This window comes from Paraburkholderia sp. GW821-FHT02A12 (assembly GCF_059422005.1).
On the sequence record NZ_JBWKWA010000002.1, the window covers coordinates 691534 to 717117 of the forward strand.

Consider the following 25584-nt stretch of genomic DNA (forward strand, 5'->3'; position numbering starts at 1 on the left):
ATGGTCTTGAACAACACAGACGCGCTTCCGGGTTCACTCACGAACTTCGTCTCGTCGAACGGCCAGGCCGTTTCCCGCTTCGGCGCACAGCTTGTAGTGATGTGCAAATTCGTTGATGCCACACTCCCACGCCTCACGCCGACCCAATGCAAGGAGATCATGACGTCATTCCGGCTCGGGATTGAAGACGCGATGTCGCTCACGGACGACCTATCCCTGCCTGCCGAATATCACTCAACGCTGCTGGAACAGACGAATAACTTACTGAAGGCGCTGGACAGGAAGAGCACGGCTCAAGGATAGCGTCGCTCGCCTGCATGCTGGTTGTCCAGCTAAACACCGGGGCTGCAATTGATCACGGGTTCTGGCATAACGCTCCGACGCTGGGACCTTTCGGCGTGGTGTTCGCACCACGCCTTTTTTATTCCGGGAGTCTCGCACGCGCAGCCTGCATCGCTGGGAACCGCGTCTGTGGCTACGCGACCATGCTACTTACAGTTGATTACAACTGTCCTGGGTTGCCGGCGCGCATCGTTCGTACAATCGAAGCATTCGGGCAGACTTTGGAGAAAGCGAATATGAAAATAGTGCAATGGATTGCCGCCAGCCTCGTGGCTATTGCGTCCGTGTCAGCCTTTGCAGCAGCGGGTGGCAATGGAGGCGGAAACGGTGGAAGCGGCGGAGGGGGAAGCAGCGGGGGTGCAGGACACGGTGGTCTGGGTGGCAACGCGGGCGGCATGTCCGCCGGCCACATGAGCAGCAAGGGGGTAAGCAATACTAACGGCTTTAGTTCAGCCGACCATGATGTCGGTCTTGCCCGCGCGGCGGATCGATCGGACACGCAGGCGGACCGCGCCGACGCGCAAACGAGTCGCGCCAGTGTTCACGCTAGTCATGCAAGCCACGCCCACTCACGCTCACTTGCGCGGGTGAGCACGAATCTTCACCACAGTCAGCACATCGCTGTGAGCCATTCGAACTGATAGCACGCAGAGGGCGCCGCCGGCGCCCTCTGCTGTCGTCCATCGCCAGTCTCGTCAGCAGTTACCCTTCTTCGCCTGTCCGGGCGGACAGAAGCCGTTGCCCGGCCCACCTTGCGGCCGGCTTTGCGGCACAACAACGACGCCGGGCTGATCCGGCACATACACGGCACATACACGGCACAGCCACTGAGCAGGCCGGCGCTTACCTTCAAGAGACAGAGAATTTTTTTTCATATCGTTCTTAGGGTTCTTAAGGGAAGAAACATTGTTTCTTCCCTTTCCCATTGAGCTTGGAAACTGAAATTGACGTTCGTCTGGCTACCGGCAGAGACGTTCACCGCCGACGATTGCGTTGCCCCAGTCGAGCTGTCCGCCTCAACCGTGTACTGGCCCGCCGCGCCCGGCACGGCCGACAGCGCAACAGGCAGCACGCCACTGTAGGTTCCCATCTGCGGAGCGGCTGCCGGCAATTGCAACGTGTACACACCCGTGTCGAGATTCGCATTCACCGACGTGATTTCATAGCTGGCGGAGCCGATCGGCTGCAACGCACGCACCAGCGCTTGCGCACCCGGCGTCACCACGCCCGCCCCGGCACCGAACGGACGATGCCGGTCGCGTGGCCATTCGGCAGCGTGTTGTCGACGATCGCGATGTCGTAGCTGCCGTTCGTCGAACTCTGGATCAGCGGCGTCAGCACGAATTGGCCCGTTGTCGTTGCAACATGTTGCATCTGCTTACTTCGCTGGGCTCTGGAGACAGGTTTCGCACAGTCGCGACGCGCGTCAATTTTCGTTGTGTGCATAGGGTTGCGGGCGGGCGGCGCGCCTCGTCGCGTGCAGTATGTTACAAAAAATTTCATGCCGCCGTCTTTCGTACGACCTAAATTCAGTTCCATTCCTCCTGGCAGTCGTCATTGGCGGGTGAGGAACGCCAAGGCATGGCGACATGCAGACCACGAGGGAATGCTGACTGGTTCGTAGACGGAGTCGTAGCCGACGCGTTGGCGGTGTCCAGCGCTCGCGGCCTGCAACATGGAAGCGGCAGTGGATATCGGCGAATGACAATGACAAAAGATGTGTGCCGACAGTGCCGTCGTGACGGTCTGCGGCAAAGGGCGCAATGTCAATCGGGTCGTCCGGCGGTTGCCGTGACACTATCGCTTTTGCTGTTGCGGGTCGCATATAGATGAGGAGTCTTCCATGCGACGCAGACACAACAAGCCTGGTTCATTTCTGATCGGACTTCCCCTTGCCGCCATGTTGGCGGCCAGCACCACAGGCTGGGGGGCGCCCACCCTGGTCTCGGGTCCCAGCCCATTTGCAGGCTGTACGGTCGGCGGGCCCGGCACGCTGTACGTGAACGCTGAGGTCGAACCCTGGGTCGCCGTGAATCCCGCCCATCCTTCGAATCTCATCGGCGCGTGGCAGCAGGATCGCTGGTCGAATGGCGGTGCGCACGGCCTGGTTGCAGGCTTCTCGTTGGATGGCGGTCAGACGTGGCAACAGACGAATCTGCCTTTCAGCGCATGCGCCGGCGGGCTCGGATACGAGCGCGCCTCTGACCCCTGGGTATCCATCGGGCCGGATGGGACGGCCTACTCCGTCTCCATCTCGTTTAACCAGTCCAACAACAATAATGCAGTCGCCGCTGCCGTTTCACGGGACGGCGGCCAGAGCTGGGGGAATCTGAGCGTCCTCATCGCCGACAACGAGCCCACGACGCAGTTCTTCAATGACAAGGAATCGGTGACCGCCAATCCGATCAAGGCAGGCGTCGCCTATGCGGTCTGGGACCGGCTCGAACTACCGAACGGCAACCCTTATGCCAATCTGCATACCGCCGCTTTCCGTGGACCGGCATATTTCTCAAAAACGGTGGACGGAGGTATCACGTGGAGTTCGCCGTCGGTCATCGCGACCGTGCCGTCACGGCAGCAGACGATCGGCAACCAGATCGTGGTCAACTCGCAGGACGGCACGCTGTACGACTTTTTCGATCTGATCAGTCCGCCGTTCAGTAAAGCGGCCGGCAAGGTTGCGTTCATCAAATCGACCGACGACGGCGCAACGTGGACGAAACCGCAGATCATCGCCGGTCTGGAGACCGTCCCGGTCACGGATCCCAACACCGGCGAACCAGTGCGCACCGGCGACATCATCCCCGAGCCGGCAATCAATCCAGCAACGGGGCAACTCTACGTTGTCTGGCAGGACTCGCGGTTCAACGGCGGCCAATACGACGAAATCGCCTTCTCGACGTCGACGAACGGCGGCGCGTCGTGGAGCGCGCCTATCCGGGTGAACACACCTTCAGGGCGGCCAGCGTTCAATCCGTCGGTTCGCGTCAATTCCACAGGCACCGTCGCCGTCACGTACTACGACTTCCGGGACCTGGCGGCGGATAACAAGTCGACGCTGCCGACAAACTACTGGCAAACGACCTCAACCGACGGCGGGGGGAGCTTCGGTAGCGAACTGCGGCTGTCCGGTCCGTTCGATCTGAAGACGGCGCCGGTAGCGGAGGGATTCTTCCTCGGGGACTATTCAGGTCTGGAAGCGCGAGGAAATGCGTTCCTGCCATTCTTTGTGCAAACGAACTCGGGCAACACATCCAATCGCACGGATGTTTTCTTTGTTGCGCCGTAGCGTCGGGCAGTCTGGCCGGAGCGCCGACCGCCCAGATACAGCTGGGCGGTCGCACGGGAGTGCACGAGAGCATGCGCGCGCAGGCTAGCCAACCGCCTACGTTGCACGACCATCACCTCTGACTGTTCGGGACTATGCTGTTTGACCTGGCGTTTTTCCCCATCGAGGAACTCACGTCACGAGCCGATATCAAGAAAAAATGGCACGAAAAGATGCCCCGCATTTTCGATCCGTTCTTCACCACGAAGCCCATAGGGCAGGGCACCGGGCTTGGCCTGTCGCTGGCCTACGGTATCGTCAGGAAGCATGGCGGCACGATCGACGTGAAAAGCGAAGTCGGTAAAGGCAGCGTTTTTCACGTCTGGTCGCCGCTCAACCGTAGCGCTGCACTGAACGTCGAGCCGCTAACCGCGTGACCAGCGAAGCGATGGCTGGCGCGGGGCGGGAGCATGCCGAATGACGCTGCGCCGGCTATCGGTCTGGCGTTTCCCCTACTACGGGAGCCGCAGCCTGGGCCGATATCGCAGGAGAACCAGGAAGGAACGAAGCGGGAGGCATCATGATGGAATCTGCAGAAGCAGGTAATGATCCTGCACCGAAGTCTGCAATCGAACCCGGGCAGCCGGTCAGCGACATGGCGACCGTCCCCGTCGTCCTGCTGGTCGACGACGAGCCCGGTATCCTTTCGGCGCTCAAGCGTCTATTGAGAATGCGCCGGTACGAGGTGCTCACTGCGGAAGGCGGTGAGGCAGCACTCGAGGTGCTCGCCTCAACCGAGGTCGATCTGATCGTCTCCGACATGCGCATGCCGCACATCAACGGCGCGGACTTTCTGGCACGCGCGCAGGCGCTCTACCCGGATACGATGCGCATCCTGCTGACCGGCTACTCGGAGATCGACTCTGTGGTCCGGGCCATCAACGAAGGTGGCGTGTATCGCTATCTCAACAAGCCGTGGGACGATCAGGATCTGCTGCTGACGGTCGCCCAGGCGCTCGAGCAGAGGCGGCTGAGTAAGGAGACCGCGCGGCTGACCGCGCTCACGCAGAAGCAGAACGACGAACTGCGCGCATTCAATGCGGGACTGGAAAGCCAGGTGCTGTCACGCACGGAAGAAATCCGTCAGACCGTGTTGTTCCTCGAAGACGCACAACAGGACCTGAAAACCAATTTCACGGCGATGGTGCAGGTCTGCGCGAGCATGATCGAGTTGCGTTGCGGCGTGCTCGGCGGTCAGTCGCTGCGCATCGGCGAACTCGCGCGGCAGCTGGCTTTGGCGTCCGGCATGAGCGGTTTGCAAGCCCAGGACGTTTTTTTTGCCGGCCTGCTGCACGGCATCGGGAAACTGTCGCTGCCCGACGAACTGACGCACAAGCCGCTCGACCGGATGACGGCGGAGGAAAGCCGGCTATTTCATCAGCATCCGCAGCGCGCGCAGATGGTGCTGACGCCGGTTGCGCAATTGCATCAGGTCGCATCGATCATCCTGCACCAGTATGAGCGGTTCAACGGTCGCGGCATGCCGGACGGTCTGGCCGGGGCCGACATTCCGTTAGGCTCGCGTATTGTCGCTATAGCCCGCGATTTCGAAGGGCTGCGTCACGGCGACATCGCGAAGCGGCCTCTCTCCAGGGCGCAGGCGGCCGGGGTGCTCGAGTCGCAGGCGGGTATTCGTTACGACCCGCAGATCATCGACCGCTTTGTGGCGTTGATAAAGGATGCGGCGGCGTTGGAAATTGCAACACCCGTCTCGGAGATCAAAGCTTCGCAACTCGCGGAAGGCATGCGCCTCGCCGACGACCTGCGCACCGGCCGCGGTGTTCTGCTGATGACCAAGGACAGCGTCATGTCCGCGCATCAGATCGAGCAGATCATGCGCTTCGAGGCGCAGGAAGACGCACCTTTCGCCATTCTGGTCCACGCGGGCCCAACCGCGGCGGCGAGGTCTGCGCCTGCCGGCGCGGCTCACCCATGACCGCACTGGTGTAAGCAGACTGCGGCCCAGGTCGCGCGGATCGCGCGCATAACGACGGCCTGTTCATCCAGTTTGAGTTATCGAATATGCACGGCATATACAATCTTTGGCTCGTCCTGCTATCGCTAATCATTGCTACGCTGGCGGCGTATACGGCACTCGACCTGGCCGCGTTCATATCGCTCCTGGAAAAGCCGAAGCTCAGGCGGGCATGGCTGGGTGGCGGCGCAGCGGCGATGGGGACCGGCATCTGGTCCATGCATTTCGTCGGCATGCTGGCTTTTGCGCTACCGATCCCACTGGGATACGAACTGGGTGCGACCGGCGCGTCGCTCGCGATCGCAGTGCTGGTGTCGTACTTCGGGCTGAGTGTGGTGACACACCAGAAGCTGACGCGCTTCCGTCTGATCGCGGGCGGCTTGCTGATTGGGATCGGCATTGCGGGCATGCACTACACAGGTATGGCCGCGATGCAGATGCAGCCGGGGATCGACTACGACCCGGCACTGTTCGCCACGTCCATCGTCATTGCGGTCGCCGCGTCGACGGCCGCGCTATGGATTGCATATACGCTGAGCGCGCTCAAGGAGCGGCACGGGACCGCGAGAAAGGTCGGCGCGGCCGTCATCATGGGCATTGCCATTACGGGCATGCATTACACGGCCATGGCGGCCGCGCATTTTTCGCTGGGCTCGGTGTGCGGCGCCGCCAACGGCATCGATACACATTGGCTGGCGACGACGATCGCGCTGTTCACACTGGCGATTCTGATTGTCACGTTGATGCTATCGCGCTTCGACGCACGCACGACCTTTCTGCGCGGCATGGCCGACACCCTCGAAGAACTGGTGAAGAAGCGGACCGGCGAACTGGAAGGGGCGCTGCGGCAATACGAACGAACGACGCACATGCTGCAGCTCACGCGCCAGAAAATGGAGCGGGAGATCGAGGAGCGCAAGACGGCACAGGTACGCCTCGAGCAGGAAAAGGACGAACAGCGCAGATTGCTGCATGAGCTCGAGGAAACGCATGTCCAGTTACTGCAATCGGAAAAGCTCGCGTCGATCGGTCAGCTCGCGGCAGGCGTTGCGCATGAGATCAATAATCCGATCGGCTTCGTGAGCGCCAACCTCAATACGCTCAAAACATGGGTTCAGAGCCTGCTCGAAGTGATTACCATGCAGGAAGCGCTCGTCGGGCAACTCGATTCCGGCGCTCGCGTCGCGGTTGCCGCCGCATGGAAAGAAGCGGACATTGACTACGTGCGCGTGGACATCCTGGCACTGGTTGACGAATCGATCGACGGTGCAATGCGGGTGCGCCGCATCGTGCAGGACCTGCGTGATTTCTCGCGCCCTGGCAGTGACACGTGGAGTATCGTGGATCTGCACGCGGGACTCGATAGCACGCTGAATGTCGTACACAATGAGATCAGGTACAAGGCGCAGGTGGTGCGGGAATATGGGGATTTGCCGCACGTGGAGTGCCTGCCGTCGCAGGTGAACCAGGTGTTCATGAATCTGCTCGTGAACGCGGCTCAGGCTATCCGGGAGCGTGGCGTGATCACGATTCGCACGTCGTGCGATGACCAGATGGTGTCGATTGCGATCTCCGATACGGGCGTAGGCATGCCAGCCGACGTGACGCGCAGGATTTTCGATCCATTTTTCACGACGAAGCCCGTCGGGCAGGGTACCGGTCTGGGGCTGTCCGTTTCGCATGGCATCGTCGAACGCCATCATGGCGCCATCGACGTCGCCAGCGAACCCGGGCGAGGTACGACCTTCACAGTCCGGCTGCCAGTCCGGCGCAATCTGGTGGATGCGGATGTGCATGCCTCGCAGAGCCCGGCATGATGGCGCCCACAAGTCATTCCGTTCGGCTTTTTCGTTTTGATCGCGTCAGGTCGTCAGCGACATGCCATTGCTGACGACCTTTGAAATGAGACCATTTGGCGCCTGGCGTATGTCCACATGCGGAACCGGTGTCAAGGGACGATACATAGAATATCGTACATCACTCAACTTTCATTGAAGCTTGCCGATATAACGTTCGAACCTGATAGTGGGGCGGGCATAAGGGACTCTTATTGGAGCTGCAAGTGGACAAGGACAATTTCCTGGAGAACGCCCTGCGCCAGATGAGCGAGAAGCGCCGAGCACGCTTCGAAGAGGGTTTTAGCTGGGGAATTGTAGTCTCGCCCGTGCTTGCCGTGCTGACAGCTTGGTGGGCTCTGCACGGGGACCGGCTAATCACGATTGCGCTGCACCGGTGCCATCGCAGCAGCGAATTTCGAAGTATTCGCAAGCCACGTAGATCGCGCCTGCGGACAGGGAGAAAGAGGTTCGCATCGCCTTCCAACGTTGACTCGCGGCGCGCGAGATTCTGGCGCAATATAAGGGTGCGGTAACCGTCGACGAAGACGGAGGCAGGCGTGGCAAACTCCACTAGGGTCGAGCTGTTTTGTCGGTTATTCCTTGGTCTCTTTGTGGGCTTTTTTTGCATAACAGCCGCCCTATTCGTGCGTTACATGTCGGCGAACCAGCTGCCGCAAGTAACCGTCGTGCAGTTGAAAAGCGCATCACAAGCCTCGTCGGCAAGCGCCCCGGCAGTCCCATTCTCATCCGCTTCCCAATACCAACCGACAACGCCTTCGCTAGATACTGAGGAAAAGACACTCATTGCGTCGTCGGCCTCCACTATCGTCACGTTCATCGTGGCTGCGGTGACTAACTTCCTAAGCTGGCGGAAGGACAAGGCGAAGGCGACCAAAGAAATGCGGGACGCGTCCCGCTAGTTCCTCGAACTGGAGAGGATGCGACTCGACCCGCGCGCCGTCAGCCGTGCGACTTGGTACGCATGCCGCCCACGCCGACCTTGCCACGCCCGACACGGCCGGTTTTGCCATGCGCCGAACTGCCAGGGCGCAGCTTCTTCCTGGAGACGGCCGTGAACGTCACATGATCTGCAGGGTAGTAAGTCGCCCTGTGCACCGCTGCGTGATAGGCCGGATGGACCGGGTTGAGGGCGAGCTTGACAGTTTTCACGCCGTAAAATTTTCCACTGCCCTTGATTACGTCCCCCAGCGGAACCGACAGCGATTTGCCACACGACGCAGGGGCGTTCCCGGACCCGACCTGGTCGAACCAGGCGTCCGCGCGCACGACCGCATACTTGACGCCGTTGACGGTGACATATGCCGCTTTCTCGCCGAACTCGTAGTTGGGATCCTTGACTTCGATTGCCATCGATGGACACCTCCTCGGACCATACCGACACTAATAGTTTAGTGCCAGCGCCGCGATCGACGCCGTTCATCGCACGCCGCCGTTTCATGAAGTTACCGCAAGTAGATGTCGGTTCATCAAGGCGAGCCACGGGGTATGGCGTGGCGCTCACCGACGGCCGCACAAAACATCGCCGTTGAGCGTCTCACTTGTGCGGAGCAGGCCTGTGCGGTCACCGACGCGAGTTGAACAGCTGTATCCCGTGTACACCAGCATAAATACCACGCTGCCTTGGTAGTGCGGGACGCCTACGCCTCATCCTCCCAGTCGTGCCAACCGACCGGATGCGACTCCAGATAGCGGTTCACCGCCTGCCCGACAGTAGGAAAGAAGTGTTGCTCGCCAATCATCTCGAACAGGCCGTAATGCTTCAGGCTGTCCTTCACAGGCCCCTTCAGCTCCGCGAAGCATAGCGTCACGTTCAATGCAAGCAGTTCGTCATGGAGTCGGGCGAGCGAATTGGCGGCGCTGAGGTCAACGTCTGTCACCGGCTCAGCTGCGATCACGATCCACGCGGTTTTCGTCGGCGCTTCGCGCACTGCCTGCAGCATGCGCTCGCGAAAAATCTCCGTGTTTGCGAAGAAAAGCGGCGCATCCCATCGCAGCAGGACGAGCCCGGGAATGCGGCGGGCTTCCGGATGGCGGGCGGCATCGTGATAGCCCTTCATCTGATCGACGCGACCAAGCACAGCGGAATACGGACGCCACCCGCGCCACAGGAAGCCGAGAACCGCGAGCGCAAGCGCAACGCCGATGCCGTTCACGACCCCGATCATCGCGACGCCGACCAGACAAACGATCGATTGCACGAACTCGCTCGGCCTGAGTCGATAAAGCCGCCACATGCCGCGCACCTCGAGCAGCCCGAGACAGGCGGCGATAACGACCGCGGCAAGTGCTGCCTGCGGTGTGTTACGCAGTGCCTGTGGAGTGAACAGCAACAGCCCCGCGACGATCAACGCGGCGACGACACCCGTCGCCTGCGTCTTCGCCCCCGCCGCCTCCGCGACCGGTGTGCGCGAACCGCTCGCGCTCACGGCGAACCCATGCGCGATGCCCGCCGCGATGTTTGCGAGCCCAAGCGCGACGAATTCCTGGTTGCGATTGACTGCTTCCCCGCTGCGCGCCTCATAGGTGCGCGACAGGATGCTGATATCGGTGAACGAAACGAGCGCGACGGCGGCAGCACCGCCGAGAAGCGCCGCCCAGTCGTTGAGTGCGAGCGCCGGAATGCGCAGCGCCGGCAGCCCTTGCGGGACGTTGCCGACCACCGCAATCCCGAAGCGCTTTGCGAGATCCAGCGCGGCGACCGCTACTGACGCACCCGCGACCGCAATGAGCACGCCGGGCACCTTTGGCAAGTAGCGCCTGCAGCCCAGGATCACGACGAGCGCCGCGACGCCGATCGTAACGGCCAGTTCATTGGTCTTGCCCGCGACTACGCCGCTCACGAGTTCGCTCACCTGCTGCAGGAATGAAGCGCCGTGCACCTGGAAGCCCAGCAACTTGGGTGTTTGTCCGAGTACGATCGTCAGCACGATGCCGTTGAGATAGCCGTAGCGGATCGGCAACGACAGCAGTTCGGTGACGAAGCCCAGCTTAAGCATGCCGACCACCATGCAGATCGCGCCGGACAGTAGAGCAAGGCCGCCCGCGAGGGCAAGCGCGTGCTCCGTATTGCCGTGTGCAAGCGGCGCGACGCTCGCGGCGATCAGCGCGACCAGCGCGGAGTCCGGACCCAGCACGAGGATCCGGCTCGGGCCGAAAAGGGCGTAGGCAAGCAGCGCCGCGAACGATGCATAGAGCCCGGATACGGCGGGCAAACCGGCGGCTTCCGCGTAGGCCATTCCCGCAGGCACGAGGACGGCGCTTAGGCTGAGGCCCGCGATCGCGTCGTGGGGCAGCCATGCAAGCCGGTAGTTCCGTGCCACAGCAAGCCCGTTGAGCCAGCGCGATACGATACGCCCGGCGTGATTCGATGGCCGCTCGGGCTTACTGGTGTCTGGTTTCACGGGGCAGCGCAGGTCGAACCCGAGCGGCTGGTGATCGGAAATGCGGGTCGCAGTGATCCACCCCGCAACCGTGAAGCACGGCTTCGGGTCCCCGGCGAGGAAAATGAAATCGGATGCGAACGGTTCGTCGAGCCATTGCTGATGATCGCATGAACCGATCATCGCGGTTGGGTTGGAAGCTCCGCGTCGGGCGACGATGCTCGTCGGGCGTACATCCGTCGCTGTGCCGACGCGCTGGGCCGCGAAAGCTACGGTATCTACCTGTGGCACTTCATCTGCGTCTACGCGACGTCGCACTTTTTCGAGGGCGTGTTCGGGCAGAGCGGCCGGGAGACGTCGCTCGTGCTCTTCGTCGCGACGGTGCTGGCGGTGCTCGCCGCGTCGTATGTGCTCTCACGCGTCTCCGACCGGATGATTCAGGGACGTGCGACGCGTCTATCGCGCAGCATCCTCGCACATGTCGACCGGCGCTTTCACCGGAGTGGCCGAGCATGACGATCTCGACGAGGTGCTCATGTTGTTGCGCGGCGAGCCTTATCTGCTCTGGAGACCGGTCGATCAGCACGGCACCGGACTACGACGGGCCGCCCGCGTCCGCCTTGACCCTGCGAGATGTGTTGCGCTCCAGTCTCATGTACAGGTTCGCCGTCACGATACCGAAGACGATGTGAACGAACAGGCTGGCCCAGTTGCGCGCTTCTGCGAACCACGGAAAAAACCGTGTCATGCCGTAGAAATTAATCAGGTAAACGGCTGCAGCGAAAGCGCCACCCGCCAGTGAAGCCATCCCCATGCTCGAGTCAAGGTTGAATGACGTCATGATCAGACCGAGGATAAGCGCCAATACGATGGCAAGGGCAAAATGCACCACAAAGGCCGCGAGCACGATGCCAATTGAGAATGCTTGCGGCGATTGCAATGCGCCTCGTCCCAGCATGATCGCGGCGACCATGCGTGGGGGCTCCAGCAGACTTCCGCCCGTCGTCAGTGCCATCAGGATAACCCCTAACGCCAGGAACACAGCGCCCGCGATGACGCCTGCCAGCACGGCTGCCCGCCAGTCGGGCTGGCCGTGTGTGAAATGATGGGAATCCATGTGAAGTTGCACAATTTCTCTCCCGATTGATTCGGATAATTCATTCTAGTCCTCCAGCTCGCGAGACTGATAGCGCCGCATGGCTATCGCCACCCCGACGGATGATCCTCGTTCTGGCGACGACGTGGCGTGATGAACTGTACGTGCAGGAGACCCTTGAGGCACGTCAGTTGCTGAGAGGTAGGAGGGTTGTCCGCGGCAGACCTGTCAGCGGATCGATAATTAATTTTTTAGCTCGCAGTGGAGGATCAAATGCCTGCGAAATCGAAAGCACAACAGATCGCTGCCGGGATGGCGCTGTCGGACCCTGCCCGCCCGGCAAACGGCGCGTCGCTTTCCGCGCGCTTCTGTGTGGGCATATTTTTTGCGGACTAAGTAGGGAGACGAAGGAAACATGCGGTGTCAGGCGCCCGCTCCCTGCATCGACGTTGAAGGCGAAAACGCATGGCTAACAGGCTGAATGGCTACAAGGTGGCGGTGCTCGCCGTCGACGGCTTCGACGCAGTCGTTCTGCCAGGCGGTGTGGTGAACGGCGACACGATCCGGTTGCTGCCGCAGGCCCAGGCTTTCGTCAAGGCCGACGATGCGCAATTGAAGGCCGCAGCCACGCACGCGTTGCCGACCATCAAACGTCACCCCGCGATGGCGCAGCAACTCGCTGGCGCAATGAAGGGTTCGCCATGAGTGCGATTCCGCTGCGGCCAGCCTATGAGGATTCCCTTATGCACATCACTTTTCCCGACGACCAGCCGGTCTTCGACGGCGCGAATCTGACAGTGCGCTTTACGGCGCGCGTCGACGGCGAGCCGGTTGAATGCGCAATTACCGCCGAGGCGCTGGAAGATCATTTCGGCGCCCATTCCGCGCTGGAATCCGCCTTAATGGCTGCTTTCGACAACGGCCGCAATCGTATCCGTTCGGTTTGCGCGGAAGCGATCGACCAGAACGGCGGCAAAGGCGTAGTGTTACATAGTGGACTGTTCAGAGTGGACGGCATGGAACCCGATCGCGGCACCACGGCATAGTCCCGGCGCGTGCCACCGCATGCACCTGTGCCTCGGCGCGGGTGAGGTGGGGCGGCATAGTCTGCAACCGCTAGTCAACGATGGAAGGAGGCCACATGTCACTCATCGTCGCAGCACGCTTTACGACATTCCCCGCCGCTGAAGACGCGGCGCAACGGCTCTTCAATGCCGGTTTCGTCGAGGAGGACGTCACATTGTTTTTCGTCAATCCGCCCGGCCAGCACGCACGTTTTCGGCCCGGCGGCGATACCAGCACCGACGCAAACGCGAGGGAGGCGCCGAAGGGTGCCGAGATAGGCATCACGATTGGCGCAGCGGTTGGCGCCGTGGTCGGCGTCGGGATCTTCGCGGCGTTTTCGGCGCCGCTTATCGTGTCGCTGATCGCGGCCGGGGCGAGTGCGTATGTCGGTTCATTGGTCGGCGCGATGGTGCGCACGCGTGAAGCCGGCAACGAAGAAACCCGTGATTCCGGCGTGCTGGTGGCCGTCCACGTGTCGCCGGACAGCCAGTTGGACGCCGCACGGGTGCTGCGCGATGCGGGAGGCGCGGCGATCGAACGCGCGACCGGCCGCTGGCAACAAGGGCGGTGGGCCGACTTCGATCCGCTCAGGCAGCCTGTGCCGCTCAACGAATTCAGTGAGAAGCACGCCTGATTTGAAGGTGTTTTTCGCTGAGATTTTCAGCGAGCCAGGAAACAAAAACGGCCCGGCATTTGTCGGGTCGTTTTGTATTCAGAGCGGTGCGTTCCAGGCACGCCCCATGCGGATAGATCCATGAACCCCGCTGCTGCGTGACGGTCGGCGAAGGGGTCAGTGGAAGAAGAGTTCCCGCATGCCGAAGGTGTGATGCGCTTCGGCAGCCATCAGCACCAGCAGCACCAGCAGGCACAGGGGCGGTATCAGGATGGCGTACACCAGCGCCAGCCGCTCCCACATCATGTGCATGAAAATCGACACGATCAGCCCGGCCTTGGCGATCATGAGCACGACGATCAGCGCCCAGCGCAGCAGGCCCTGCACGTGAAAGTAATCCACCATGTACGACATCGTGCTCAGTACGAACAGCAGGCCCCAGATCTTCAGGTAGATGCCGATCGGATGCTGCTGGCCGTGCGCGGCGTCGGGTCGATGGGCGGGATCGGTGTGGTCCATGGTCTGCCTCACCACAAATAGAACAGCGCAAAGATGAACACCCACACCAGGTCGACGAAGTGCCAGTACAAGCCGGCAATCTCCACGATCTGGAAGTTGCCGTGCTCGGTAAACCCCGGCTGCAGGATCTTGCGTGCGATCAGCAGCAGGTAGATCACACCGCAGCTCACGTGAAAGCCGTGGAACCCGGTGATCATGAAGAAGCACGCGCCAAACTGCGCCGCGCCCATCGGGTTGCCCCAGGGGCGGATACCTTCATGGAAGATCAGCTTGGTCCATTCGAAGGCCTGCATCGACACGAAGGTCGCGCCCAGCAGCGCGGTCGCCAGCAACAGTGCGGCGGCGCGCTTTGCGTTGCGCCGGTAGCCAAAGTTGACAGCCATCGCCATGGTGCCGCTGCTGCTGATCAGGGTGAACGTCATGATGGCGATCAGCAGCAAGGGCACATCCACGCCGCCCACAGTGAGCGCGAACACCTTGGAAGGGTCGGGCCACGGCACCGTGGTCGACATGCGCACCGTCATGTAGCCGATCAGGAAGCTGCTGAAGATGAAGGTGTCCGACAGCAGGAAGATCCACATCATCGCCTTGCCCCACGGCACCTTGAAGGCTTGGCGGTCGGCCGACCAGTCCGTGACGATGCCGCGCCAGCCGTCAGGCCCGGCGTCGGTGGGCGTGGTGGCAGCGGATTCGGTGGGGAGCGTGGGCGTGGTCATGGCGCGGCTCCATACAGCGGCCCGCAGATGGCGGCGACGAACCCAGGGGTGATCCACCACATCGCCGCCAGCAGCACGAGCCAGACAGCCAGCAGGAAATGCCAGTAGATGGCGCACAGCACGATGGCGCGCTGGGCTCGGAAGGGGTCCCCGCGCTGGAGACGCGCGATCGTCACCGCCCAGGCCACCAGCCCGCCCAGCACATGCAACCCGTGCAGGCCGGTGAGCAGGTAGAGGAAGCTATTGGAAGGATTGACGGTGACGGTCTGCCCTGCCGCCGACAGCATGCGCCAGACGGTCAGTTGTCCGATCACGAACACGGCCGCCAGCACACCGCTGGACACCAGCCACGCCGCGCGGTGTAAGGTCATCTGCCGGGCACGCTGCATGGCAATGCTTGCCAGCACCAGCGCGCCGGTGTTCCACCACAGCAGCGCCGGATGCGGGATCGGCTGCCAGTCGGGCTCGCGCATGCGCATTCCATAGGCGAGCAGCAGCAGTGAAAACAATGTCGTTGCCACCGCCATGAAGACGATCAGGCCGATGCGGCTCGCATTCGGCAAGACAGGTGGCGCGTCAGGAACGAAGGAGCGGGGCAGTGTGGTCATTCGCGTGCCTCGCCGGGTTGAAGTGCCGGGTGGGCCGGTTCAGGCGCCGTCGCAGGCGGCTGGTTTTGCGGGACGAAGTCTTCCTCGTGCCCCGGCGGGCTGTATTCGTACGCCCAGCGGTAGACGACGGGCGGCGCGGCGCCCCAGTTGCCGTGCACTGGCGGCGTTTGCGGCGTCTGCCATTCCAGCGAGGTGGCCCGCCACGGGTTGCTGTCGGCACGCTTGCCGCGCACCAGGCTCCACCCCAGGTTGTACAAGAACAGCAACTGCGCCGCCCCAACGATCAGCGCAATGACGGTGATGAACGTGTTGAGCGTCTGCGCCGAAGGTGGAATGAAGCTGTAGCCCTCATACGCGTAATACCGCCGCGGCATGCCCAGGATGCCGAGATAGTGCATCGGGAAGTAGATCGCATAGGTGCCGAGGAAGGTGACCCAGAAGTGCACGCGCCCGAGCGTGTCGTTGAGCATGCGGCCCGTTACCTTCGGATACCAGTGGTAGATGCCGCCAAACACCACCAGGATCGGCGACACGGCCATCACCATATGGAAGTGCGCCACCACGAAGTACGTGTTCGACAGCGGAATGTCCACGCTCACGTTGCCGAGGTAGAGCCCGGTCAGCCCACCCAGGACGAAGGTGCTGATGAAGCCGATGGCAAACAGCATCGGCACGCTCAGGTGGATATCGCCGCGCCACAGCGTCAGCACCCAGTTGTAGACCTTGAGGGCGGTCGGGATGGCGATGATGAGCGTGGTGGTGGCAAAGAAGAAGCCGAAGTACGGATTCATGCCGGCGATGAACATGTGGTGCGCCCAGACCACGAAGCTCAGCACACCGATGATGATGATGGCCCACACCATCATCTTGTAGCCGAAGATGCTCTTGCGCGCGTGCGTGCTGATGAGGTCCGACACGATGCCAAAGGCCGGCAGCGCGACGATGTAGACCTCCGGATGCCCGAAGAACCAGAACAGGTGCTGGAACAGCAGCGGGCTGCCGCCGGCATGCTTGAGCGTCTGCCCCATCGACACCACGGCCGGTATGAAGAAGCTGGTGCCGAGTGTCCTGTCGAGCAGCATCATCACCGCCGACACGAACAGCGCCGGAAACGCCAGCAGCGCCATGATGGTCGCCATGAAGATGCCCCACACCGTGAGCGGCATGCGCATGAGCGTCATGCCGCGCGTGCGCGCCTGCAGCGTGGTGGTGACGTAATTCAAGCCGCCCATCGTTGTCGCGACGATGAAGATCGCCAGCGACACCAGCATCAACACGATGCCCCATTCCACGCCCGGCGTGCCCGGCAGGATGGCCTGGGGTGGATACAGCGTCCAGCCCGCGCCGGTCGGCCCGCCTGGCACGAAGAAGCTCGCCACCAGCACCAGCACGGCCAGCAGGTAGACCCAGTAGCTCAGCATGTTGAGAAACGGGAACACCATGTCGCGGGCGCCCAGCATCAGCGGGATCAGGTAGTTGCCGAAGCCGCCCAGAAACAGCGCCGTCAGCAGGTAGATCACCATGATCATCCCGTGCATGGTGACGAACTGGTAGTAGTGGTTGGCGTCGATGAAACTGAACTTGCCCGGAAAGCCGAGCTGCAACCGCATCAGGTCCGACAACACAAGGCCGACCAGGCCGATGGCGATGGCCGTCAGCGAATACTGCACGGCGATGACCTTGTGGTCCTGGCTCCAGACATAGCGGGTCCAGAAGCTTTGCGGGACGTGGTCGGTGTGCGCGTAGGACATTGCGTCTGCTCCGCTAGGGTTGGGCTGCGCTGCTGGCGGCCGGGCCGCCTTGCGATTCGATGTAGGTCACCAGCGCGGTCAGCTCCTGCTCGCTCAGGTCGAAGTTCGGCATGATGGGTGCGAAGCCCTTCACGACGCGGGCCTTCGGGTCGCGGATGAAGGCGCGCAGATAGGCTTCGTCCACCTTCGCGGTGCTGCCGTCGGCCATCGTTTCGGTCTTGCCGTACAGGCCCTTCCAGGTGGGGCCCACGCGCGGACTGCCGTCCACGGTATGGCAGGCGATGCAGCCCTTGGCCTCTGCGAGCGTCTTGCCCTGGTCAGCGAGCGCCTGGGCGCTGCCGCCTGCAGCGGCGGGTGCGGCCTGCACCTTGGCCTGCTGCCGCTGCGCGAACGTGCTCTGCTGCGCCAGCCAGCGCGAGAACGATGCTTCGTCTTCCACCACCACCACGCCGCGCATGTTGGCGTGCCCGATACCGCAAAGCTGCGCGCACAGGATGTCGTAACGCCCTGCCTTGGTCGGCGTGAACCAGAAGGTGGTCACCATGCCGGGCACTATGTTCATGCGCGCACGGAACGGCGGTACGTAGAAGTCGTGCAGCACGTCGCGCGACCGTGTCAGGACCAGGATCGGCCGGTTGAGCGGCAGGTGCACCTCGGGCGTCTCGATCAGGTAGTTGTCACGGCCGTTGGGGTCGCCGGGGTTCAGGCCGAAGGGGTTGTCGTTGCTGATGTAGCGCACGTCCGTCGTGCCCAGCTTGCCACCGGGGCCGGCAAAGCGGAAGCGCCATTGCCATTGCTGGGCGAACACTTCCATCTGCAGCACGTTGCGCGGCGGCCGTATGTAGTCCGCGTAGACGAAGAGCCCCGGTGCCAGCAACGCTGCCACGCCGACAGCGGTCAGGCCGATCAGCCACCATTCCAGCCGCTTGTTGTGCGGCTCGTAAGCAGCGCGATGACCCCTGCGGTGGCGGTAGCGCACCAGTGCGATCACGATGAACAGGTTGATCGCGATGAAAAACGCGCCGGTAATGACGATCGTGATCGTCAGCATGTCGTCCATGCGCACCCAGTTCGAGGCGATCGGCGTGATCCACCAGGGACTGGCAAAGTGAAACCCCACCGCCAATGCGATGATCAGGATCAGGGCAATCGCAAGCGACATAGGCCACCTCGCTGCGTGTCACTCGCTGGAGCCGCTAACAAAACGCTCCTGGCGTCGTTGTGCCGCCTTGCCGTACTTCGGTACTGTCTGCGCCGGCACGTCTATAGAGCAAAGGTAGTCCTCTCCTCTGCATCGTGCAAGGCAGCGCAAGGGGGAAGCGCGCCCCATATACGGATCGCGCGAATGGAGGAGTCACTTGCTGCGATGCAATGCAAAACGGCCGCCTCCAGCATTGGTTGCCGAGGCGGCCGTCTCCCGAGGGCGCCAGGTGTTTAGGGTCTGTTCACGTGTGCGACGTGCGCGCTGACCGCGCGACCGACATCAGCGTGCACGCACGTCGCTCCGACAGGCCCCGTGCTTTCGCGCAGGCAACCTGCTGGCGTCGGGCGGGCGCGCTCACCACTTTTTTGCGTTGATCTCTTTCATCACGTCCAGCTCGAGATCCCGCTCCGCCAGCATCTTCTTCAGCCGCGCATTCTCCTGCTCGAGCTGCTTGAGCCGCTTCACATCGGTAGCCTCCAGACCGCCGAAATGCTGCCGCCAGTTGTAGATCGTCTGCTCGCTGATCCCGTGCTTCCATTCTCTCAAGTTTCAGCTGGTCCGAAAATTCCAGGGCAGGTCACCTACGCCCCCTGATTGCCTGCGGCAGGCGTACGATAAACAGCATCGACCCGTTGGGGGAATGCTTGATTGATGGAGAGCCGACATGAGACGTCTTTATTTCCTCGTACCTGACACGACGACGGCGAAGGCGATCGTAGACGACTTGCTGCGGGCGCGGATCACATGGCGACATATCCATGTCCTCGCGAATCACAGTGTCGCACTCGAACAGTTACCCGAGGCATCCTTGCTGCAAAGCAGCGACGTCGTGCACGCGCTCGAACGCGGCGTGGCGCTCGGCGGTGCGACCGGCGCGCTTCTCGGCCTCGTGGCACTGGTGTTTCCTCCCGCGGAGCTCGCAATTGCGGGCGGAGCCGTCGTCGCATTGACGTTGGCAGGTGCCGGCTTCGGGGCCTGGACGGCCGCGATGATCGGCGTCGACGAACCGAATGCACGACTCGAGCGCTTTCGTGGCGCCATACGTGACGGCCAGCTCTTGATCATGGCCGACGTGCCTGGATCGCGCGAACAGGAGATCGAGCAGATGGTCGCGCAGCATTTTCCGACGGCCGATCTCGAAGGCGCGGAGCCCACGACACCGATCTTCCCCTGAGAAACAGTCGAGACGAGGCCATCGGCGCCCCCTTTGGGTCGACTGCAGCCGATTGCAGAAAGGCAGAGGCCGGCCAATCTGTGCCGAACGCATGAGGCAGTGATCGGCCAGGAGCGGACAGTCAGCATAGACCCATAGTGAACGCCCCCCGCATGGACAGACAGGTAGTTCGTGCCGTTCCTATCAGCATCCTGGATGTAGTAGTGGGTACGGGTGAAAGCCGGATAGGTTCGTGCCACGATTTGCAAAACAATTCGTACGGAATTAAGCAGGAGAGAGCGGCCGCTTGCCTTCTCGATGCGGTGCACCGAGACAAAATTCGACCACGGCTTCTCTAATCTGCTCTAACTCACCTATCCTGTTTAAGGACGCTTGGGGCTGAGCCCGTGGCGCCAAAACACCTGCGAGGATGACCATGAATAACAGCAACAACCTTTCCGCAGTTTCCGCTTTGCTGCTGATCGCGGCATTCGCATTGTCTACCGGGAACGCTGCCGCGCAGGACGCCAGGAGCGTCGCCGGCACTTATACCCTCGTCTCGGCCGCGCAGTTCGGCGACAATCCGCGCGGCCAGCTGATCCTGGGACCGGACGGCCACTATTCCATCATCCTCGCACGCGCGACGCTGCCGAAAGTCGCCGCGGGTACGCGAGTCAAAGGGACCGCAGAGGAAAATAAGGCGATCGTAGGCGGCAGCATCGCGCATTTCGGCAAGTACACGGTGGACGCGAACGACAAAACCATTACATTCAACGTCGAGGTCAGCACATTCGCGAATTACGACGGCAGTACGTTCAAGCGGGCGTTCAAGGTTTCCGGGGATCAACTGACCTATACCGTCAACGCACCATCGAGCGGCGGTGGCCAGAGTGACGTAGTCTGGGCGCGCGTCAAGTAGCATTGCGCTGAAGCGCGTTCGTTGTTGCATGCCGCAGCCCCGAGCAAGTGGGGCTGGTTTTTATCGATCAGCCCTTTCTGGCTGACGGGCACTTACCGTGCCGATAGTGTTGCTAATTAAAGGTTCCAGGCTCGGATTGAATTCGCATTGCGGGATTATTCAAGCCCTTATCCCGTGGAGGAATCCTGTGGATATGAAGCGGACGCCGCAGGCAAACACCTGCGGCATCAACGTCGCCAAATCTACATGATGGGCATTCTCGGCCGCCAGGAATTCGCTGTGCCAACCCCGTCCTCTGCGAGCGACCCGTCGTGGAGCCCCCTGCTGAACTGACGTCGCCGCCGTCTCTTACGATTTCAATTGCGCCAGCGTGCCCGCGATGTCGCCCATACCCCAGTGCTCCGCGATCTTTCCGTCGGCGACACGAAAGATGTCGCAGGACGTGAACCGCAATTTCTTGCCGGTCGGCGCGATACCGAAATACACGCCCTGATGCGTGCCCTCGTAGACGAAGCTGGCCGCGAACATATCCCCATTGCCCACCATCACCTCGATCGACACGGCGAGGTCGGGCATTCCTTTGAGGCGGCTCGCAAAGTACGCCACCACCGCATCCTTTGGTCGCGTGCCGACTGGCGGAGGCGGCAAGGCGGCAGTTCTCTGGTGATTGACGAAATCGTCTGCGTACAGCGCCGCGAACGCGTCGATATCATGCGCGCTCAAAGTCCCGGCGAATTGCTCAGCGAGAGTCTTTACCATCAGGTCTGGCGCGGCCAGCGACGGCGTCATGACCGAGAATCCGGCACCGGAAATCACCAGGCCGCGCATCATGTTTCGCCTGTCCATGAGCGCTCCTTTTCAAGAGTCAGGGCGTACGAGCGTATTCGCCCATTCACGCAGAGTCAAGAATTGTCGACAGCATCAGATGAGCCGCGTTCTCCGGCGTTGGTGCATCGCTGGATAGGGTCGATCGGGCTTGACGATACGGCATATGGGACGCACACCATGCGTCGAACCAAAGGGTCGCTGATTTACCGCCGCACGAAAAACCTGCGAGCGGTACAGCTGCTACTTGGTCACACGAAACTTGAAAGTACGGTGCGATACCTCGGCATCGAGGTCGATGATGCGCTCGAGATGGCAGAGCAGACCGAGGTTTGAGCCGCGGTCGGCCGGACGGTAATCGGTCGCTGTCCGGCCACAATCGGATCTTCGTCGACCACTGCTCATGGACGGTTGGACGCCCGCAGATCCGTCGACAACGGACATTAACCGGGCGACGTGACGCCGGTAGCGCGTTCACAGCCGCGGTTCCGGTCGCAAAACAATTCTGAATGCTGCCCCGGGCCTCCCAAGTTGGCCAAACAGCAAATTCAGATTTCACGGCGGTCTTTTTTTGATTGGTAAGTTGGTCCTCTTTCAGCGGAGGCGACGAGCACGGAACGCGTGATACGTCCTTCCGCGCCATCTGCAAAGCCAGGACATATGAACTGCCCGCTTCAGGCTTTCGCCCCCACCTCACATCGGGCTGAGCATCTAGCGCGGGACATCACCGGGTGCGCCGTCAAAGCGGACGCGCGCGGCATGGATGTCGGAATAACGACGATCGGCCCAATCGATGAGGGCCGCCATCGGGTCCAATAGGGATTGGCCTAGCGGGGCCAGACGATATTCGACGGTCGGCGGCCTGGTGGGAAAAACATGGCGGGTGATTAGTCCGTCGCGCTCCAGATCGCGGAGTGTCTGAGTAAGCATGCGCTTGGAAATGTCAGGGATGGCCCGGTGAAGCTCGCTGAAGCGCTGCGATCGCGTCGCGAGTTCCATGATCATGAGCATGCTCCATTTGTCGCCGATGCGGTCGAGCACGTCGCGAACCGCGCAGTGTGCGGACTGGGCATCGCTCAATTGACGTTGATATCGGCTGAATCTCTCGATCGCATTCTGTGCGGTGCTCATTCGGGTTCCCTTTAACTCTTCTGGTAACAAAAAACTGCCTCCTTACGGCGCGAGGCATAGGTCTCTATGATAGACCTGCCCTCAAACATAGACCATTCCTTAAGGAGCTCTCATGTCAGACCCTGTTCCCGCCCGCCTTCTATACCCAGGCTCCGGCGGACATCTGGGCCGCCGTGCTGTGAAGTTGCTGATGGATGCCGGAGATTCCAATATCACCGCATCCTGCTGTAGCCCGCAGAAATTGAGTCGCTTCGCCGCGAAGGTTAAAGCAGATTTCAACGATCCAACCACGCTCGCCGCGGCTTTTGCCAGAGTCGAGCGCCTGCTGATCATCTCCATCGATGGGTTGGGCGACATCATTCTTTCCAACAACAGCGTATTTGGATGAATCTCCCGATCGCGAGTTGGCGTTTAAAGGCAATACTAATTTCAGGAGAAACATATGTTTTTGGTAATGGGAATTACGGGACGCGTGGGCGGCGCAACGGCCCAACATCTGTTGGCGCAAGGTAAGAAAGTACGCGCAATGGTCCGCAATCGCGAGAAGGCGACGAATTGGGCGGATCAAGGTGTGGAACTGGTCGACGGCGACTGGAATGATGCGGCCGCCGTCGAGCGGGCGCTCGAAGGGGTCGAAGGTGCATTTGTCATGCTGCCAGCTGTCTGGGCACCCTCGCCTGATTTCAAAGAAGCAAAGAGCGTGATCGCGAACTATGTCGAGGCGCTGACCAAGGCAGCGCCGCCGCGGGTGGTTGTGCTCTCGTCGATGGGGGCGAACAGAACCAGCGGGCTGGGGATGATCACGGCCCTGTCGCTTCTGGAGCAAGGATTTCGCCACCTGACATTGCCGACCGCCTATGTGCGAGCCGGCGGGTTTTTCGAAAACTTCCTTTACGGCTTGCACGTTGCCCAGGGCGGCACGCTCCCCGTCTACTACAACCCGACGAGTCGGAAATCGACCATGGTCGCGACCGACGATATCGGCGCCGAGGTGGCGACGCTGCTGACCGGGCCGGCGTGGTCCGGGCATCGCGTCGTCGAGCTTGGCTCGATGGTCAGCGCGGATGAAGTCGCGGCTCAACTGGGCGAAGTCATGCAGCGCGACGTCAAGGCCTTTGCCATCCCGCGGGTCGGGTGGCCGGCAGCGTTCGAACAGTTCGGCATCCCGAAGGGCCAGACCGGACCGGCCGAAGCGATGTTCGAGGCCGTCAACGCGGGCTGGATGGACCTCGGCGTCGAGGGTACGGAGCATGTCGCGGGCACGACGTCGCCTCGCGACGTCTTTGCGGCGGCCCACAAGGCCGCTACGCCATGAACTGCGGCATTCACACCAAGAAAGATCGAGGTCTAACATGAAGGTTTTTATTTTGGGTGCAACGGGCGGCACCGGACGGCTCTCCAAGATTTCCTGGCGCCAAGTATTACCTTTGGTTCTCGCCGCTTTTTTCGTCGTGGGATCGCTCAGCAACATCGTCGGCCCGCGATCCATCATTGAGGAATACCTGAAGTGGGGATATCCGCACTGGTTCCATTTCGTGACCGGTTCGCTGGAACTCATGACCGCCGTCCTGCTGGCGCGGGCACGGACGCGGCTGTGGGGCTCGGCGCTCGGCTGCACCGTGATGTTGGCTGCGCTCGCGACCGTCGCACTCCACGGCGAATACGGGCATGGGGTGGCGCCGCTTGTCGTGGCGACACTGTCGATTGTTGTCGGCTGGATCGCTTGGCGCAAGCGGCTCGCTGCCGGTTCCATGGCACGGGCCTAAACGTTACGCGGCTCTGAAGAACTTAAAAGCCTGCCGGAAATGCTATTACCGGTCCCATTGTTCCAATCATCGCTTATGACGATGTGGAAGATGTGATCGCGCGTGCAAACAACAGCCCTTTCGGATTGTGCGGTTCGGTGTGGGGTCGCGGCACGAAGGCAGCAGTTGCTGTCGCGAATCGTCTGGAGACGGGCATGGTACGGGTGAATGAAATCCACACCCAAGGCGTCGATATTCCGTTCGGAGGCCACAAGCAATCCGGCCTCGGCACGGAGCATGGCTTTGAAGGCCGGCAGCTCTTCACCAATCCGAAAACCGTGTTGGTCCGGAAGTAGATCCGCTCAACGCTGATGCAAGGCACGACCTGCGCATTGTCGTCCACGGACAATCGTGAACGTACTGGCGCGTTCCCGGCGGGGGGAGAGGTAGCCCGGCTCCCCCCGCAAGTTTTTGGCTCCCAATGTCCCCTGAACCGCAAGAAGCCGTCGTTCAGCCGCCGTGAAGCTCAACGGCCGCTCAGGGTCGCGTGCTGTCGATCGTCGTCAGGCAGGGACCGGCCAGGAGCGGCCCCTCGGGCGTGTACCCGCGAATGATGACTGCTCGGCCGAAGCGGTCATTAGAGGTTACATGTCCATTCGGCAAAATTTCCGTCAGAAGTGAAAGGATCTAGGGATAGAAGGCTTCGCCACGGTTCAGCATGTTGACGAACTCCTCGATTTTACGCGCCCGTGTTTCTGGCTTTTTGGCATTCTGTACGCGAAACAGGATGGCATAGCGGTTGCGGCTATTCAGTGTTGAAAAAAACGTCTTGGCTCCCGGATTTGCGTCCAAGGCTACCTGTAGGTCGCCCGGCACTATCGAGTTACCGGCCGACGTGTAGGCTGCCTCCCAGCGGCCGTCCTTCTTAGCTTTCTCGATCTGCCTCATGCCAGGTGGGCGCATTCTGCCTGCGGCAATTAGCGCTTCAGCCCTGTCTTTGTTAAGTTTGGACCAGATGCTTTTTGCGGAGCGTGGAGTGAAGCGTTGCAACCAGTATTTCTCGCTCTCGGCCTGTTTTTGACCATCAATCCAGCCATAGCAGAGGGCGCTTTCCAACGCCTGTTCGTACGTTACGGTTGGCTGCTCGGCGCCTTTTTTCGCTAGGCGCAGCCATGCTCCGGTCGAAGTGCCGCCGTTTTGCCCTAACCAGCCTTCCCATTCGGTCTGGCTGATAAACGTTAGAGGGAATTCAGTCATGTCACTATGCCGAATGGTTGGAGTTCTGTGCGGGGGTGCTTCGTCCGCAGTCTAGCAGCGTTTATACGGACCTCAACGTCCGGTGTTCGGCCGAAGAC

General features: G+C 61.4%; 27 protein-coding genes and 4 pseudogenes. 17 read left to right on the forward strand and 14 right to left on the reverse strand.

Annotated elements, in window-relative coordinates; translation table 11 throughout:
* Positions 1–6: 6 nt before the first annotated feature.
* On the forward strand, positions 7–303 hold the full coding sequence (locus AC07WT_RS24340; RefSeq protein WP_494948912.1) for a hypothetical protein: 297 nt from the start codon (positions 7–9) through the stop codon (positions 301–303).
* 275 nt (positions 304–578) lie between these two features.
* Positions 579–983: a hypothetical protein gene (locus tag AC07WT_RS24345; protein WP_494951033.1), complete on the forward strand. Its 405-nt coding sequence runs from the start codon at positions 579–581 to the stop codon at positions 981–983.
* Positions 984–1276: 293 nt separating this feature from the next.
* Here AC07WT_RS24345 and AC07WT_RS24350 read toward each other — a convergent pair.
* Positions 1277–1707 (reverse strand): annotated as a pseudogene (locus AC07WT_RS24350) (DUF4382 domain-containing protein); the annotation flags it as partial.
* Positions 1708–2242: 535 nt separating this feature from the next.
* On the opposite strand from AC07WT_RS24350, the gene AC07WT_RS24355 reads away from it, so the two are divergent.
* The 4 genes from AC07WT_RS24355 (at position 2243) to AC07WT_RS24370 (ending at position 7462) form a co-directional block, all read left to right on the forward strand.
* Positions 2243–3631: a sialidase family protein gene (locus tag AC07WT_RS24355; protein WP_494951034.1), complete on the forward strand. Its 1389-nt coding sequence runs from the start codon at positions 2243–2245 to the stop codon at positions 3629–3631.
* Positions 3632–3843: 212 nt separating this feature from the next.
* Positions 3844–4047, forward strand: coding sequence for a sensor histidine kinase (locus AC07WT_RS24360; protein ID WP_494948913.1), 204 nt, complete (start codon positions 3844–3846; stop codon positions 4045–4047).
* Between the two features lie 143 nt (positions 4048–4190).
* Positions 4191–5606 (forward strand): response regulator c-di-GMP phosphodiesterase, NosR family, encoded by a 1416-nt coding sequence (nosR, locus tag AC07WT_RS24365; RefSeq protein ID WP_494948914.1) that lies wholly within the window; start codon positions 4191–4193, stop codon positions 5604–5606.
* 86 nt (positions 5607–5692) lie between these two features.
* The gene (locus AC07WT_RS24370) at positions 5693–7462 is read left to right on the forward strand and encodes a histidine kinase (RefSeq protein WP_494948915.1); all 1770 of its coding nucleotides are present in this window, start codon (positions 5693–5695) and stop codon (positions 7460–7462) included.
* 670 nt (positions 7463–8132) lie between these two features.
* Here AC07WT_RS24370 and AC07WT_RS24375 read toward each other — a convergent pair.
* The 3 genes from AC07WT_RS24375 to AC07WT_RS24385 all read right to left on the reverse strand — a co-directional run bounded on the left by AC07WT_RS24375 (position 8133) and on the right by AC07WT_RS24385 (position 11067).
* The gene (locus tag AC07WT_RS24375; RefSeq protein WP_494948916.1) at positions 8133–8321 is read right to left on the reverse strand and encodes a hypothetical protein; all 189 of its coding nucleotides are present in this window, start codon (positions 8319–8321) and stop codon (positions 8133–8135) included.
* A 122-nt stretch (positions 8322–8443) separates the two neighbouring features.
* The gene (locus AC07WT_RS24380) at positions 8444–8854 is read right to left on the reverse strand and encodes a hypothetical protein (RefSeq protein WP_494948917.1); all 411 of its coding nucleotides are present in this window, start codon (positions 8852–8854) and stop codon (positions 8444–8446) included.
* Positions 8855–9141: 287 nt separating this feature from the next.
* Complete coding sequence (locus AC07WT_RS24385; protein ID WP_494948918.1) at positions 9142–11067, reverse strand: SulP family inorganic anion transporter; 1926 nt, start codon at positions 11065–11067, stop codon at positions 9142–9144.
* Between the two features lie 180 nt (positions 11068–11247).
* Between AC07WT_RS24385 and AC07WT_RS24390 the strand changes: the two genes are divergently transcribed.
* Positions 11248–11400 carry a hypothetical protein gene (locus tag AC07WT_RS24390; protein WP_494948919.1) on the forward strand — a complete coding sequence of 51 codons (153 nt, stop codon included), beginning with the start codon at positions 11248–11250 and terminating at the stop codon, positions 11398–11400.
* Positions 11401–11479: 79 nt separating this feature from the next.
* On the opposite strand, the gene AC07WT_RS24395 is transcribed toward AC07WT_RS24390, so the two are convergent.
* Positions 11480–12001 (reverse strand): hypothetical protein, encoded by a 522-nt coding sequence (locus AC07WT_RS24395; protein ID WP_492593536.1) that lies wholly within the window; start codon positions 11999–12001, stop codon positions 11480–11482.
* 489 nt (positions 12002–12490) lie between these two features.
* On the opposite strand from AC07WT_RS24395, the pseudogene AC07WT_RS24400 reads away from it, so the two are divergent.
* The 3 genes and pseudogenes from AC07WT_RS24400 to AC07WT_RS24410 all read left to right on the forward strand — a co-directional run.
* A pseudogene (locus tag AC07WT_RS24400) lies at positions 12491–12685 on the forward strand (hypothetical protein); the annotation flags it as partial.
* Complete coding sequence (locus AC07WT_RS24405; protein WP_494948920.1) at positions 12682–13026, forward strand: DUF1488 family protein; 345 nt, start codon at positions 12682–12684, stop codon at positions 13024–13026. The pseudogene AC07WT_RS24400 and the gene AC07WT_RS24405, both read left to right, overlap by 4 nt.
* Before the next feature lie 95 nt (positions 13027–13121).
* Positions 13122–13679, forward strand: a complete 558-nt coding sequence (locus AC07WT_RS24410) for a hypothetical protein (RefSeq protein WP_494948921.1) — start codon at positions 13122–13124, stop codon at positions 13677–13679.
* A 156-nt stretch (positions 13680–13835) separates the two neighbouring features.
* Here AC07WT_RS24410 and AC07WT_RS24415 read toward each other — a convergent pair whose 3' ends face one another.
* The 6 genes and pseudogenes from AC07WT_RS24415 to AC07WT_RS24440 all read right to left on the reverse strand — a co-directional run.
* Positions 13836–14177 carry a cytochrome C oxidase subunit IV family protein gene (locus AC07WT_RS24415; protein WP_172167237.1) on the reverse strand — a complete coding sequence of 114 codons (342 nt, stop codon included), beginning with the start codon at positions 14175–14177 and terminating at the stop codon, positions 13836–13838.
* 8 nt (positions 14178–14185) lie between these two features.
* On the reverse strand, positions 14186–14893 hold the full coding sequence (locus AC07WT_RS24420; protein WP_492593532.1) for a heme-copper oxidase subunit III family protein: 708 nt from the start codon (positions 14891–14893) through the stop codon (positions 14186–14188).
* Positions 14890–15501, reverse strand: coding sequence for a cytochrome c oxidase subunit 3 (locus AC07WT_RS24425; protein WP_494948922.1), 612 nt, complete (start codon positions 15499–15501; stop codon positions 14890–14892). The genes AC07WT_RS24420 and AC07WT_RS24425 overlap by 4 nt, the downstream gene beginning before the upstream one ends.
* The gene (ctaD, locus tag AC07WT_RS24430; protein ID WP_494948923.1) at positions 15498–17252 is read right to left on the reverse strand and encodes a cytochrome c oxidase subunit I; all 1755 of its coding nucleotides are present in this window, start codon (positions 17250–17252) and stop codon (positions 15498–15500) included. Before ctaD ends, AC07WT_RS24425 begins: the two co-directional genes overlap by 4 nt.
* Positions 17253–17265: 13 nt before the next feature.
* A complete protein-coding gene (locus tag AC07WT_RS24435; RefSeq protein WP_492593529.1) occupies positions 17266–18414 on the reverse strand; it encodes a c-type cytochrome in 1149 nt (382 codons plus the stop codon).
* A gap of 301 nt (positions 18415–18715) precedes the next feature.
* Positions 18716–18990: pseudogene (locus AC07WT_RS24440) on the reverse strand (transposase); the annotation flags it as partial.
* A 130-nt stretch (positions 18991–19120) separates the two neighbouring features.
* On the opposite strand from AC07WT_RS24440, the gene AC07WT_RS24445 reads away from it, so the two are divergent.
* Complete coding sequence (locus AC07WT_RS24445) at positions 19121–19630, forward strand: DUF1269 domain-containing protein (RefSeq protein WP_494948924.1); 510 nt, start codon at positions 19121–19123, stop codon at positions 19628–19630.
* A 415-nt stretch (positions 19631–20045) separates the two neighbouring features.
* Positions 20046–20528 (forward strand): lipocalin-like domain-containing protein, encoded by a 483-nt coding sequence (locus tag AC07WT_RS24450; RefSeq protein ID WP_492593522.1) that lies wholly within the window; start codon positions 20046–20048, stop codon positions 20526–20528.
* Between the two features lie 348 nt (positions 20529–20876).
* Here the strand turns inward: AC07WT_RS24450 and AC07WT_RS24455 are convergent, their stop codons facing one another.
* Positions 20877–21374 carry an ester cyclase gene (locus tag AC07WT_RS24455; protein ID WP_492593521.1) on the reverse strand — a complete coding sequence of 166 codons (498 nt, stop codon included), beginning with the start codon at positions 21372–21374 and terminating at the stop codon, positions 20877–20879.
* A gap of 99 nt (positions 21375–21473) precedes the next feature.
* Here AC07WT_RS24455 and AC07WT_RS24460 point away from each other — a divergent pair.
* Positions 21474–21689 (forward strand): annotated as a pseudogene (locus AC07WT_RS24460) (tyrosine-type recombinase/integrase); the annotation flags it as partial.
* 375 nt (positions 21690–22064) lie between these two features.
* Here the strand turns inward: AC07WT_RS24460 and AC07WT_RS24465 are convergent.
* A complete protein-coding gene (locus AC07WT_RS24465; protein WP_492593519.1) occupies positions 22065–22484 on the reverse strand; it encodes a winged helix-turn-helix transcriptional regulator in 420 nt (139 codons plus the stop codon).
* Positions 22485–22596: 112 nt separating this feature from the next.
* On the opposite strand from AC07WT_RS24465, the gene AC07WT_RS24470 reads away from it, so the two are divergent.
* From AC07WT_RS24470 to AC07WT_RS24485, 4 genes are read left to right on the forward strand one after another with little or no spacing between them, the layout of a single operon-like run.
* On the forward strand, positions 22597–22872 hold the full coding sequence (locus AC07WT_RS24470) for a hypothetical protein (RefSeq protein WP_494948925.1): 276 nt from the start codon (positions 22597–22599) through the stop codon (positions 22870–22872).
* Between the two features lie 54 nt (positions 22873–22926).
* Positions 22927–23799 (forward strand): NmrA family NAD(P)-binding protein, encoded by an 873-nt coding sequence (locus AC07WT_RS24475; protein ID WP_494948926.1) that lies wholly within the window; start codon positions 22927–22929, stop codon positions 23797–23799.
* Between the two features lie 37 nt (positions 23800–23836).
* A complete protein-coding gene (locus tag AC07WT_RS24480; protein WP_492593516.1) occupies positions 23837–24250 on the forward strand; it encodes a DoxX family protein in 414 nt (137 codons plus the stop codon).
* 56 nt (positions 24251–24306) lie between these two features.
* Positions 24307–24585: an aldehyde dehydrogenase family protein gene (locus AC07WT_RS24485; protein WP_494951035.1), complete on the forward strand. Its 279-nt coding sequence runs from the start codon at positions 24307–24309 to the stop codon at positions 24583–24585.
* Between the two features lie 331 nt (positions 24586–24916).
* On the opposite strand, the gene AC07WT_RS24490 is transcribed toward AC07WT_RS24485, so the two are convergent.
* Complete coding sequence (locus AC07WT_RS24490) at positions 24917–25486, reverse strand: YdeI/OmpD-associated family protein (RefSeq protein ID WP_492593515.1); 570 nt, start codon at positions 25484–25486, stop codon at positions 24917–24919.
* Positions 25487–25584 lie beyond the last annotated feature (98 nt).